Here is a 12,960-nt window from a genome sequence, read left to right on the forward strand (position 1 = left end):
AGTCTCCTTTAAAAACCTCGAATAACCACATTTAATCCCTTATCAAGCAATCAAATCCTAGGAATATTACATAGATGTTGATATATGTCTAACTGAAATGAAACTGTAATATTTTTTATGCTTAATTTGACAAAATTTGATGTTATAATGTTTCTGTGCTCAAGTAAGAGAGATTCCTGTCAGATTTCAGTGAAAATTGTCGAAAAAGCTGTAGATACATAGTGATAATACAAGCAAATTAGGTGGTTTTAGAATGATAGAAATGATAGATGTGAAAAAGACATATCCAAATGGCGTAATTGCCATTAATGGTATCAATGTGAAAATAAAGCCAGGCGAGTTCGTTTATGTAGTAGGTCCCAGTGGTGCCGGAAAATCGACCTTCATCAAAATGATGTATAGGGAAGAAAAGCCGACAAGCGGTAATATCTTGGTCAATGGCATTAGCCTGCCAAGTATCCGCAATTCGAAAGTTCCTCTATTCCGCCGTAATATCGGTATGGTATTCCAAGATTTTAAACTCCTTCAAACATTCACTGCATATGAAAATGTAGCATTTGCCATGGAAGTTATCGAAAAGGAACCAGAAGAAATCAAAAAGAGAGTCATGGAAGTTCTTGATCTGGTTGGCATTAAACATAAAGCAAGGATGCTGCCTTCCGAGTTATCTGGTGGGGAACAGCAAAGGGTTGCGATAGCCCGTTCGATCGTCAATGATCCTAAGGTAGTCATAGCCGACGAGCCTACAGGGAATCTTGATCCTGAAACATCGTGGGAAATCATGAACATATTTGAAGAAATTAATAAACGCGGAACTACACTTGTCATGGCCACTCATAATAGGGACATCGTCAACAATATCAAACGACGTGTCATTGCCATTGAAAGTGGAAAAATAGTTCGCGATGAACATCGAGGTGATTACGGATATGAAATTTAGAACATTGCTCCGTCACTTCCGTGAAAGTTTTAAAAATATTGGCCGTAATGGATGGATGACGTTTGCTTCAGTCAGTGCAGTAACGGTCACACTAACATTGGTTGGCGTCTTTTTAGTGCTCATGATGAATTTAAATCATATCGCGGGAAATGTGGAGAAAGATGTCGAAGTTCGTGCACATATTGATAATGCGGCGAATGATGACGATATAAAAGAAATTGGTAGGAAGATTACGGAGATGAAGGGCATTGAATCAGTCATCTTCTCTCCAAAAGATGAAGAGCTTACGAATTTAATAGATGATTTGGGCGATAATGGTGATGCTTTTAAACCATTTGAACAGGACAACCCATTAAGGGACGTTTATATCATCAAAACGAAATCTCCGCAAGATGTCATCAAGGTGGCAAAGAAAATCGAAGGTCTTGATTATATCCAAAGTGTTAAATATGGACAAGGCTACGTCGAGAAACTATTCAAATTCGTGAATATCGCGAGAAACATAGGGATCGTTCTTATTGTAGGATTACTATTTACTGCAATGTTCCTGATTTCGAATACGATTAAAATTACCATTGTAGCTAGAAGAAAAGAAATTGAGATCATGAGATTAGTGGGAGCAACGAATACATTCATCCGTTGGCCATTCTTCTTGGAAGGACTATGGTTGGGAATCCTCGGTTCCATCGTTCCAATCGGTCTGATTGCTGCACTCTACTACAATATTTATAAATATGCTGCACCGCAGATTACGTTCAAATTCATAGATTTTCTACCTGCAAACCCATTTATTTATCAAGTTTCGGCCATCCTCATTGTAATTGGCGCCGTTATCGGGATATGGGGCAGCTTGATGTCCGTTAGGAAGTTCTTGAAAGTATAAAAAAGCATCTTTACACTCGAATATTAAAAGAAGCCAGATACAGATAGAGAGACGTTACAAGGCACTGGATGTAACGGGATTGAAAGGGGAAATGAAACGTGAAAAAAAATATCATTGCCATGAATGCCTCCATCATGATTGGGTTGGGAAGCATTTTAGCGGCACCTTCGGTTCATGCTGAGTCGATTTCGGATCTGCAAAAACAGAAAGAATCCATTCAGGAAAAACGTTCGGGGGTTGAATCGAATATTTCCGACACGGAGAAGAAAATCGATAACCTGCAGGATAAGCAAATGACAGCAGAAGAACAAATCGAGGCCATTGAAGCGAAAATTGCAGAGTCCTCAAAAAAAATCGATGCTAAAAATGCTGAAATTACAGAAACGAAAAAAGAAATAGAGGCATTGAAAGAAGAGATTAAAGTATTAAAAGAGCGGATCGCAAAACGTAATGTAGTATTGAAGGAAAGGGCACTTTCTTTCCAGGAGACTGGTGGGGACGTGAACTATCTTGAAGTATTATTCGGATCATCCAGTTTTGGGGATTTAGTTGACCGTGTCGGAGCTGTAGCGACAATTGCTGAAGCCGACAGGGATATTTTAAAACAGCATGAGCTGGATAAAAAGGATCTGGAAGAAAAGCAAAATGCCGTTGAAACGAAGCTTGCCAGTTTACAAGTGGCAAAAGCTGAACTATTGGAAATTCAAATGCAACAAAAGCAGCAGAAGCAAGAAAAGGACGCATTGGTTAAGAAATTAAAGAAACAAACTCAAGAACATGAAGATGTGAAGATGGGCTTAGAGGAAGAAAAAGAGAATCTTGCTGCTCAAGAAAAAGCTATCAAGTCAGCCATCAACTTAGAGCATCAACGTCTTGCCGAATTGGAAGCAGCTCGTAAAAAAGCGGCAGCCGAAGCGCAAAAACGTGCAGAGCAAGAAGCGGCTCAAGCGGCAGCACAAGCAGCATCTCGAGCATCCGAATCTAAAAAACAATCTACTTCTTCAGAATCCAGTGCAAAAAGCAACAGTTCATCACCATCACCTTCACTCTCTTCGTCTAATGTAAGTCAAGTGCCAGCTGTATCATCGGGTACTTTCACTAGACCAAGTGCAGGATATGTATCATCAAGAATGGGTGAACGTTGGAATAAACAGCATGCCGGCATCGATATTGCTGCTAGCGGAACGGTTCCAGTAGTAGCGGCAGCCGACGGAGTCGTAAGCCGTTCTTACTTATCAAGTACATACGGTAACGTCATCTTTGTTACCCATTCAATCGGCGGTCAGCAATGGACTACTGTGTATGCACATTTAAGATCTAGACAAGTAAGCGAAGGTTCTGTTGTTGCCAAAGGCCAACAAATTGGCATCATGGGTAGCACTGGACATTCAACCGGTCAGCATTTACACTTTGAGTTACATAAAGGGCCATGGAATTATAGTAAGTCAAATGCTGTTAATCCATTAAACTATATAAATATTTAATACCCAATATATCATCGGAAAAACAGATTAGGATAAATTCCTAATCTGTTTTTTTGTGGTGTATCATTTTCTTCAAGCATATTCATTCCAATCCCCACATATAGTGAAATACATATCAGGGTCAGAAATGGGGATAAATATGGTCAAAAAATGGGTACTTCCTCTAGCAATCATCATGTCACTAGCCATTGGAGCAGTGGGGGGCATATATTGGACAAGCTTCCCGGATAAGAATGAAGCAAAGGAAGAAAGTCAAACAATACCGAAGGATAAGGAATGGGCAAAAGTGGAACAAGCTTACGGTTTGATCGTAAGCCAGTATGTAGAACAGGTGGACGGTTCTAATCTGGTGGAAGGTGCCATCCAAGGGATGCTGTCAGCTTTGAAAGATCCTTATTCCGTATATATGGACAAGGAGACCGCTAAGCAATTCAATGAAACCTTGGACTCCTCTTTTGAAGGAATAGGGACTGAAATTGGAATGGAAGATGGTAAGGTCATAATTGTATCTCCTTACAAAGACTCGCCTGCCGAAAAAGCTGGATTAAAGCCGAAAGATCAAATCCTTAAGGTGAATGGTGTAAGTGTAGAAAGTTTAGATCTATATGAAACACGCCTGAAAATCCGTGGCGAAAAAGGGTCACCCGTAAAAATGGAAATAAAGCGGGCAGGGGTTGCCAATCCACTTGAATTCAATATGGTTCGTGCTGAAATTCCATTGGATACCGTATTTTCATCAATTAAGGAAGTCGCCGGAGAACAAATAGGTTACATCGAGTTGACTACATTTTCGGAGAATACTGCCACTGATTTCAAAAAACAGATGAAGGAGCTGGAAAAGAAGGGAATCGAAGGCTTGGTCATAGATGTACGAGGCAATCCAGGTGGCCTTCTTTCTAGTGTGGAAACGATTCTTGGCGAGTTCATCACAAAAGAAAAGCCCTATTTGCAAATTGCAGAAAGAACGGGAGAAACCCAATCGTTTTTTACAAGCCTTAAGAAAGCGAAAGATTATCCCATTGCCGTTTTGACGGATAAAGGCAGCGCATCAGCCTCGGAAATCCTGGCTGGCGCCATGCAGGAGGCGGGAGGTTATCCATTGGTCGGCGAGAAGACCTTCGGGAAAGGCACAGTACAGCAAGCTGTACCGATGGGTGATGGCAGTAAGATTAAACTTACATTATATAAGTGGCTGACGCCTTCAGGCAACTGGATCCATAAAAAGGGGATCAAACCGACAATCAAAGTAAAACAGCCAGATTACTTTAATGCCCATCAGCTGGCCGTTGAGAAGGTCCTGCAGCGGGATATGAACGATGAACAAATCCAGTATGCACAAAGCATTCTGAAAGGAATTGGATTTGAACCGGGTCGTGAGGATGGTTATTTCGATTGGGGTACGGAAGTCGCTGTAAAAGCATTCCAAAAACAGTTTGGACTGAAAGTGACTGGCAAGCTGGACGCTAAAACCGCGGCACATCTTGAATCCGCCATACTGGAAAAGATCCAGGATGAAGATAATGATATTCAATTACGCACGGCTTTGAATTATTTAGTGAAATAATGCGAAGGCACCGCAGCTTAAGGAGCGGTGCTTTTTTTGCGCTTGATCAAGCTTCCGTCTGGAAACATGAAGGCAGTGTAGGGGAAACAAAAGATAAAGCTACTTTTTCTGCATCTTAATAGGCAGGGAGGTTACATTTTTGATAGAATAGGAGGTATATGACCAGAACGAAATTCAACAAAATTTTGATTACTTTTGAGGATGGTGGATAGAAATTGACAACGGATTGGCTGATAGCATGCTTAATGGGATTAGGAAAACTCTTCCTTCATCCTTTGCTTTATGTTTCGATTGCATATTGTTTATTCATCGGCTATCTTCGCGTTAAACGGGAACGCCATGATTTTAATACGAAGATCTACAGTATTTCCATGGAGCTGCGTTCCATGTTATCTCAAGGGTTGATATGGGGATTAATCCTTTCTGTCCTCACGTTGGCTTTGGGACTCACCATTCCCTTGGCGGCGCTGTTCATCATGGCAGGGGTTACGATCTTGTCTATGTTATCCATGAAAAGGAGGTTCGTTTCCCCCGTTTATACGGTGGGACTCACTTTCTTTATCCTTTTCTTTTTATATGATAGAGATATCAAGCTGACGGTATTTCAGGATGCGTTTAATCAGCTGGATCGGTCCGTATATCCGACACTTGTTATTTTGATAGGGTTATTGCTGATTGCTGAAGGGTTTTTGATTGTAGGCAATGGAAGTAAAAAGGTATCCCCACAGTTGGAGGTATCCAAGAGGGGGCAGCCGATAGGTGTGTATGTTTCACAGCGAATCTGGCTAATTCCAATGTTCGTTATGATTCCAGGAGGACAGCTTCCAGCGCCTTTCGAATGGTATCCGGTTTTTTCAATCGGGGCCATAAATCTGTCGCCAATCGTGCTTCCCATTTTAATCGGCTTCAAGCAAAAAGTTCATGGGACGCTCCCGGAACAGGCCATTAGGGCGCAAGGCAAAAAGATTGGAGCATTGGGATTTGTGATTACTCTATTAGCGGCAGTTGGTTACTGGTACCCGCCATTGGCAATCATTACGGCCATTTTAGCAATCCTGGGTCGAGAATTCCTGCATTATTCCCAAAAGGCAATGGATGAAAAGCTCCCTTTTTATTTTTCAAAAAGTAAGCTTGGTGTCCAGATCTTAGGCATAATCCCTCAATCTCCGGCAGATAAGATGGGGTTGCTTAAAGGGGAGGTCATTTCGAAAATAAATGGTGTCGTCGTCAGGGAAGAAGAAGAGTTATACAGGGCGCTCCAAATAAACCGGGCGCATTGCAAGCTTGAGGTCATCGATAATAATGAACAGATTCGTTTTGTGCAAAGAGCCTTATTTGACGGGGAGCATTACGAATTGGGCATCTTGTTCGTTGACGATCAATTAAAGGAAAGTGGACAAGCGGGGTAAGTCATTAAAGCGTAGCGCATGAATGTAAAGTAAAACGGCCTTTCTCGAATCTTATATCGAGAAAGGCCGTTTTTCAGAAGGATCGCGATCCTGTCTTTTTACTTTTTAAGCATGATTTTTTCTATATCGTCCAGCATTTTATTAGCTGCTATTACTCCGCCGGCCGTATTCCATGTTGCGTCACTAACCTCATAAGCATTTCCTTTTTTGACTGCATCAAGGTTTTTCCAAAGTGGATCATTAGTCCACTCTTTTGCAGTGCTTAGTGCTTGTTTGTCTCCTTCAGGAGCGTAGGTGAAGTAAAAGAGAATATCTCCATCCATTTTAGGGATGGCTTCTTTCCCAACCTCGATGGCAAGGTTGCCTAATTTATTATTTGGAGTGAACAGTTCCTTCTGTTGTTCTGGACGTTTAAATCCTAATTGATCGAAAATCACTCCAGAGAATGAATCTGTATAATAAATACGAGTTGTTCCAGCCATGAAACGAACAATGGAAACTTTTTGATTTACCTTATCACCCAATTTAGCTTTAAGATCTTCTGTGCGTTTATCGAATTTAGCAATTACGTCGTTTCCTTTTTCTTCAAGGTTCAAGGCTTTCGCATATAGTTTAAAGTTTTCTTTCCAATCTCCTCTTAGCGTTTCAGAAAAAACGGTAGGGGCGATTGCATTTAACTTATCATAAACAGCTTCTTGGCGTATCTTGCTTCCGATAATCAAGTCAGGCTTCAGTGATGCGATTTTCTCTAAGTTAACTTCATGTTCAACACCAACAACTTCGACCCCATCCATATCATCTTTAATATGGTCGTACCAAGGGTCACCAAGCCATGATTTAACGGCACCAACAGGTTTGATTCCTAAAGCAAGTAATGCTTCAGTGCCTTCATTTGTTAGAACGACCACTCTTTTAGGCGTTTTTTTCAATTCGGTAGTGCCCATGGCATGCTCTATTGTGTAGCTTGTGTCTTTTTTCTTGTCTTCAGCTTTATTTCCTTCGGCTTGATCCTTCGAATTCCCGCAAGCTGCTAAAAGGAAGACTGCAAATATTGTAAAAATCGTTAAAAATGACTTTATTTTAAACATCTATGTATCCCTCCCAATTTTAAAGCAAATGATAATCATTCGCACTTACCAGCATCATCATAAAATGAATATACTTTTCTGTCAATATATAATTGAAAATGATTCTCAAATTCATTGACATAATCCTGTTAACGCCAGTACAATTGAATAAAATAAGGATTTACAAACATGATTGGAAAGGTAACTGGTTATGTTATTAAAAAATTCATGGCAGAAATGGATGGGGCTATTCATTACCATTCTTTTGCTGCTGTTTTTACTATGCTCAAGCATTGTATACGGATATACAAATACAACATGGCAAATGGCCATTGATGCTTTTACCCATTTCAATGGGACGAATGAACACATTGTCATTCAATCAGTCAGACTTCCACGGGCCCTGATCGCATCGGCAATTGGTGCAAGTTTAGCCATCTCGGGGGTTTTGATGCAAACGCTGACTAAAAATCCCCTCGCATCTCCAGATATATTCGGGGTCAACGCAGGCGCGGGATTGGCGGTTGTCACTGGGGTCACCGTTTTTGGGATAAGCAATCTTCAAGTATTCACTTGGTTGTCTTTTATAGGGGCAGCCATAGCCGCGATAAGCATATATATGATTGGAAGCATGGGACGGGGCGGCTTGACACCGATGAAGCTGACATTGGCCGGTGCAGCCATGACTGCCATGGTATCTTCACTGACACAAGGTCTTCTCGTTTCCAACGAGGCCCTTTTAGAGCAAGTCCTATTCTGGCTTGCTGGTTCAGTTTCCGGAAGAAGTTTAGACAATTTAATAGCCGTCCTGCCTTATCTTACTGTTGGCTGGGGCATTGCCTTGGTCGTCTCCGGTAAAATGAATGTATTATCCATGGGTGAAGATGTTGCAAAAGGTCTTGGACTGAATATAGTTTTCCTTAAAATTGTTCTGGGACTGGCAATCATTCTGCTCGCTGGAGGATCAGTGGCGGTTGCAGGCCCGATTGGTTTTATAGGAATTGTCGTTCCGCATCTTACCCGTTCAATAGTAGGCATTGATCATCGCTGGTTGATTCCGTTCTCTGGACTTTTCGGAGCGGTGCTTTTGATCACAGCAGATATCATATCCAGGTATATCCTGATGCCTCGAGAAGTTCCGGTTGGAGTAATGACAGCCATAATCGGAACCCCATTCTTTATTTATATAGCTAGAAAGGGGTTCAGCGGTCGATGAAATCGTTTAAGAGCTTTCGTTTTTTTAATGAAAAAATATCATTCTTAATGGATAAAAGAGCCATGATCGTGATCTTTATATTATTTTTAGTCACTTCATTAGTATTTGTGATCAGTACTGGAGTGGGTGAAATGAATATACATCCTTTGAGTGTCCTCCAGGTCTTTAGCGGAGGGGGAACTGAGGGCGATCGGCTTATCATCCAATCTTTCCGGCTGCCTAGAATAATCGTTGCTCTATTGGTAGGGATGGGTCTTGCTGTAGCTGGAGGAATCCTGCAAGGGATGATTCGAAATCCACTTGCCTCCCCTGACATCTTGGGGATAACAGGAGGAGCGACTGTAGCGGTCGTTGGTTTCATGGCCATTTTTAGCGACAAGAATCATTCGTTAACGGTGAGCATCAATTGGCTGCCGTTAGCTGCATTCATTGGGGCGACAGTCGTAGCTTTACTTGTTTATTCCTTAGCCTGGAAAAATGGAGTTCCCCCGATAAGGCTTGTGTTGATCGGGATTGGGGTGATGGCTTTAATGAAGGCACTCACAACAATGATGATGATTCTTGGCCCAGTCTTTCTAGCGAGCCAGGCAAACCTTTGGATCACGGGATCAGTGTCAAACTCCAGCTGGAGTAATATTGCTGTGCTTGCTCCGTGGACGATTCTATTCCTTTTACTTGCCTTTCTGTATGCTAGAAATATTAATTTACAGGAGCTAGGCGATGACCTTGCAACGGGGCTTGGGGGGCATGTCCAAAAACAGCGATTTACATTATTGATGATCAGTACAGCATTGATTGGTGGTTCTACAGCTTTTGCTGGAGGAATAGGCTTTGTGGGATTAATGGCACCCCACATGGCTAGAAGGCTGGTTGGTTCGAGTTTTGGAGTGTTATTGCCGACTTCAGCTTTGCTAGGTGGCATCCTGGTTATGGTGGCGGATTTGGTTGGACGGACCTTATTCTCACCTTTGGAAATACCGGCTGGTGTCTTTACAGCGAGCATCGGGGCTCCATACTTCATTTATTTACTGTATAAAACGAGGAATTCGTAAATCCGGTAAATGTAGAAAGAAGCAGTCATCCTAGGGATGGCTGCTTCTTTCTTTCATTAAGCTTCTTTAGCTGCTTCGATTTCGATGGTTAGAGTGATTTGATCCCCGATTAGTACGCCGCCTGTTTCTAATGCTGCGTTATAGGTTAAACCATAATCACTGCGTTTAATTTTCCCTTTTCCGCTAAAGCCTGCTTTTTCATTACCCCATGGATCTTTTCCTTGGCCTTCGAAGGTGATGGCGAAAGTTTCTTCTTGTGTGATTCCGTTAAGGGTTACATTACCTGTTACATCGTATTCATCATCCGTGTTCACTATTTTTGTTGATTTGAATGATAATGTAGGATTTTTTTCTACATCAAAAAAGTCAGCAGAACGCAAGTGATTATCCCGATCTGCATTGCGTGTGTCAATACTGGCCACATCAACGGTAAACTCGATATCCGCAGTTGTTAGATCCGATGGATTTGCTGAAATGATTGCCTCGAATTTGCTAAAACTACCTTTTACTTTAGCAATCATCATATGTTTTACAGAAAATTCAATAGAACTGTGAGTAGGGTCGACTGTCCATTTTGTATTGGTCATGGTTATTCCTCCTGAATATTAATCTTGAACTTATATATCTTTAATTTGAGATACTTGAACTTAATGTAATTATAAGAGGTGAAAGTAATAGTGTCAACTGAAAGTTTTCCTTTATTTAGAAAACGTGTAAAAACCCTGTGCATTTAAGGGGCACAGGGCCTTTTAAGAAGAGGTGTGATTACCTTTCTTTATAAATTGTCATGTTGTTTCACTTGTTGATTAGTCACTTTACTCGGCCAAAAGGCACGTCGGCCAAGTAGGGCGGTTATCGCAGGAACCAGGAAAGGGCGTACGATGAATGTGTCCATTAACACACCCAGGGCGGTAATGAGCCCGAATTGAACCAATACTTGAATGGGAAGTGTGGCAAGAACGGAAAAAGTGGCTGCCAAGATTATTCCGGCGGAAGTGATCACACCGCTAGTTTCTGTAACGCCTTCTCTTATGGACTGCTTGATTGGCATCGTTTTTTTCTTGCGCCAAATGCTTGAAACCATGAAAATGTTATAGTCTTCTCCAAGTGCGACCAGGAATACGAATGAATAAAGTGGAATTGTCCCCTCTATGGCATCCACACCCATGAAATAGTGCAAGATTATCCAGCCTAAGCCCATAGCCGCAAAGAATGAGAGTATGACTGTTCCCATTAAATACACCATGGCTGTCATAGATCGCAAGTAGGCTAAAAGGAGCAAGGAAATCAGGACGATGATAATCGGGATGATCATGAATTCATCGGCTTTTACGGTATCCCTTTTATCAAATTGTGTCGCAGTTTGCCCGCCAACCCAAACTTTTTCATCAACTGAAGAGACATTGGCCGCCTTCAATTCTTTCTCCACCATATTGCGGATTTCTGGAATTGAATCAATGGCCTCGATATCATATGGGTTTATGTTGAATGTGACTTCATAGGATTGCAGATTTTTATTTGATTTACTTGTAACTGGATCAGCAACACTTTCAACGATGCTCATCCCTTTTAATGCATCCGACAAATCGATATCCTTACCATCCGTATCGACAACCACTGTGGCTGGTGCCAGTTCGCCTGGTGAGTAAGAGTTGGATATGACAGTATAGCCTTCCCGGGAGTTCATATCTTTAGGGAAAGAAGAGAGAATATCATATGAATATTTTATTTGCGAAGAATATCCAGCTAAAACACTGAAGATGATCAGGCATGTAAGAATGACGATCCATGGTTTGGTTGTGACGATATGACCAATCCAATTACCGATTCGGCCTGATCCTTTAAGTTTTTTGACGGCTTTTCCCTTTTTCTTAGCACGTGCTTCTTCCATTTCTGGTGTGCGAGGAACGATTGGGAAGAAGGAAGCCCTACCGAATACAGAAAGCAATGCCGGTACAAGTGTTAAAGCCGCTACCATCATGATTAAAATGGACAAGCTGAATGGTACAGCAAAACGGTGATAGGCTCCGTATTTGGCTACAAGCAATGTTAGTAGGGAAATGACGATCGTAAGGCCGCTCATCGCAATGGCGCCTGATGAATCTTTGAATGCCGCGATCATGGCATCCCGTTTACTTTCATGAGTCCTTAATTCACTTCTGTAGTGAGAGATTAAAAATAGACAATAATCCGTTCCGGCACCGAATAATAATACGGTCATGATTGAAATGGCCTGTGAATCGACTGTAATCCAACCATGGTCTGCCATGTATCCAAGGATCGGACTTGTGACAAGATAGGCGAAGCCTACTCCGATTAGCGGGATGATGGCTAAAAGCGGGGAACGGTAAATGAGTAATAAGACAACAAGTACAAGTATTACAGTCGCTAAAAGCAATTGGAAATCAGCACCTGAAAATAATCCCGTTGCATCGACGGATATCCCTACAGGGCCCGTCACTCGAAGGGATAATTCATCTGAATCCGTCGGGACCTTGAATGGGTCCGATCCAATGCGTTCCGATACTATTTCATTAATGGTTCCAAGATTTTTTTCCAGAATGGCAGTCCCGGTCTTTTCCTTAAAGAAAAGCGGCTGTACGAAAGTCGTTCCATCCTCTGAAACTGATTCTTGCAGAGCAGGCAATGGGATGTCATGAAGCGGTGGTAAAAAAGATTGCTGTGTAAGTGGGTTATCTGTAAGTTCTTTGGAGATGTACTGGATTTCGGCCAAGTCGGCTGCTGTCAGTCCTCCTTCCCGATGCCATGTCAGCAGGGCCGGTAATCCTGAAGAATTCGGAAACTCTTCGTTAATAAGTTCATCAGCCACGACAGAAGCAGAGTCTGCAGGCAAGTCAGCGGCATTATTCGCTGTTCGATCATTTACTGCAGGCAATGTGAAGGTTAATAGAATTGCTGTAATTATCCATACAGCAATGACAATCCAACGACTGGTTTTTCCAGTCATCATCCTGCCAAGTCTTCCTAATATTGATTCGTCCAATGAAGGCACCCCGCTTTTTGTTTTTTATCCTTACTTCATTATATTTGGGTTTTGCTAGCTTATACAAAAATGGGTATGCTCCCTTCATGCTTCTAAAGCTTCAATCCATCATGAATCCCGTTTGCAGCGTATCTTGATAGTTACTGGGTGCTAACAGTTTTTCTTCCGTAGGATTGGGAATGAATCCTGATCCAACTAAAATGGCAGTTGTTTATTAGCTCTAATATCCTGCAAATTACGCGTTTTTGTACCTCGATTCCTTATATGTTTTTTCGATTTTATGAAGCGGCGTTATTAATGGAGTGAAAATATACTTATTCACATATAGGAGAAAAGCAATT

Annotated in this window: 10 protein-coding genes; 7 read left to right on the top strand and 3 right to left on the bottom strand. The window is 41.7% G+C overall.

Annotated features, from left to right (window positions below; all coding sequences use genetic code 11):
- The first annotated feature begins 253 nt into the window (after window positions 1–253).
- The 5 genes from ftsE (at window position 254) to N9I19_RS04740 (ending at window position 6,280) form a co-directional block, all read left to right on the top strand.
- The gene (gene ftsE / locus N9I19_RS04720) at window positions 254–940 is read left to right on the top strand and encodes a cell division ATP-binding protein FtsE (protein WP_089361962.1); all 687 of its coding nucleotides are present in this window, start codon (window positions 254–256) and stop codon (window positions 938–940) included.
- The gene (ftsX, locus tag N9I19_RS04725) at window positions 930–1,823 is read left to right on the top strand and encodes a permease-like cell division protein FtsX (RefSeq protein ID WP_317777124.1); all 894 of its coding nucleotides are present in this window, start codon (window positions 930–932) and stop codon (window positions 1,821–1,823) included. Before ftsE ends, ftsX begins: the two co-directional genes overlap by 11 nt.
- A 98-nt stretch (window positions 1,824–1,921) precedes the next feature.
- Window positions 1,922–3,307, top strand: coding sequence for a murein hydrolase activator EnvC family protein (locus N9I19_RS04730; protein ID WP_317777125.1), 1,386 nt, complete (start codon window positions 1,922–1,924; stop codon window positions 3,305–3,307).
- Between the two features lie 139 nt (window positions 3,308–3,446).
- The gene (locus tag N9I19_RS04735) at window positions 3,447–4,871 is read left to right on the top strand and encodes a S41 family peptidase (protein WP_061465583.1); all 1,425 of its coding nucleotides are present in this window, start codon (window positions 3,447–3,449) and stop codon (window positions 4,869–4,871) included.
- A 215-nt stretch (window positions 4,872–5,086) separates the two neighbouring features.
- Entirely contained in the window at window positions 5,087–6,280 is a 1,194-nt protein-coding gene (locus N9I19_RS04740) for a PDZ domain-containing protein (protein WP_317777126.1), read from the top strand.
- Between the two features lie 98 nt (window positions 6,281–6,378).
- Here N9I19_RS04740 and N9I19_RS04745 read toward each other — a convergent pair whose 3' ends face one another.
- Window positions 6,379–7,368 carry an ABC transporter substrate-binding protein gene (locus N9I19_RS04745; protein ID WP_317777127.1) on the bottom strand — a complete coding sequence of 330 codons (990 nt, stop codon included), beginning with the start codon at window positions 7,366–7,368 and terminating at the stop codon, window positions 6,379–6,381.
- A 190-nt stretch (window positions 7,369–7,558) separates the two neighbouring features.
- On the opposite strand from N9I19_RS04745, the gene N9I19_RS04750 reads away from it, so the two are divergent.
- The gene (locus tag N9I19_RS04750; protein ID WP_061465580.1) at window positions 7,559–8,563 is read left to right on the top strand and encodes a FecCD family ABC transporter permease; all 1,005 of its coding nucleotides are present in this window, start codon (window positions 7,559–7,561) and stop codon (window positions 8,561–8,563) included.
- Entirely contained in the window at window positions 8,560–9,615 is a 1,056-nt protein-coding gene (locus N9I19_RS04755) for a FecCD family ABC transporter permease (RefSeq protein ID WP_317777128.1), read from the top strand. Before N9I19_RS04750 ends, N9I19_RS04755 begins: the two co-directional genes overlap by 4 nt.
- Before the next feature lie 56 nt (window positions 9,616–9,671).
- Here N9I19_RS04755 and N9I19_RS04760 read toward each other — a convergent pair whose 3' ends face one another.
- Window positions 9,672–10,202, bottom strand: coding sequence for a YceI family protein (locus N9I19_RS04760; protein WP_317777129.1), 531 nt, complete (start codon window positions 10,200–10,202; stop codon window positions 9,672–9,674).
- 188 nt (window positions 10,203–10,390) lie between these two features.
- Window positions 10,391–12,586, bottom strand: a complete 2,196-nt coding sequence (locus N9I19_RS04765) for an MMPL family transporter (RefSeq protein WP_317777155.1) — start codon at window positions 12,584–12,586, stop codon at window positions 10,391–10,393.
- Window positions 12,587–12,960: the final 374 nt, after the last annotated feature.

This window comes from Peribacillus sp. CSMR9 (genome assembly GCF_033141925.1).
Classification (GTDB): Bacteria; Bacillota; Bacilli; order Bacillales; family DSM-1321; genus Peribacillus; species Peribacillus simplex_A.

Bases quoted from the DNA above. Each gene is read 5' to 3' on its own strand.
- ftsX (WP_317777124.1), top strand. From the start codon at position 930: ATGAAATTTAGAACATTGCTCCGTCACTTCCGTGAAAGTTTTAAAAAT.
- N9I19_RS04755 (WP_317777128.1), top strand. From the start codon at position 8,560: ATGAAATCGTTTAAGAGCTTTCGTTTTTTTAATGAAAAAATATCATTC.
- N9I19_RS04750 (WP_061465580.1), top strand. From the start codon at position 7,559: ATGTTATTAAAAAATTCATGGCAGAAATGGATGGGGCTATTCATTACC.
- N9I19_RS04735 (WP_061465583.1), top strand. From the start codon at position 3,447: ATGGTCAAAAAATGGGTACTTCCTCTAGCAATCATCATGTCACTAGCC.
- N9I19_RS04765 (WP_317777155.1), bottom strand. From the start codon at position 12,586: ATGATGACTGGAAAAACCAGTCGTTGGATTGTCATTGCTGTATGGATA.
- ftsE (WP_089361962.1), top strand. From the start codon at position 254: ATGATAGAAATGATAGATGTGAAAAAGACATATCCAAATGGCGTAATT.
- N9I19_RS04745 (WP_317777127.1), bottom strand. From the start codon at position 7,368: ATGTTTAAAATAAAGTCATTTTTAACGATTTTTACAATATTTGCAGTC.
- N9I19_RS04760 (WP_317777129.1), bottom strand. From the start codon at position 10,202: ATGACCAATACAAAATGGACAGTCGACCCTACTCACAGTTCTATTGAA.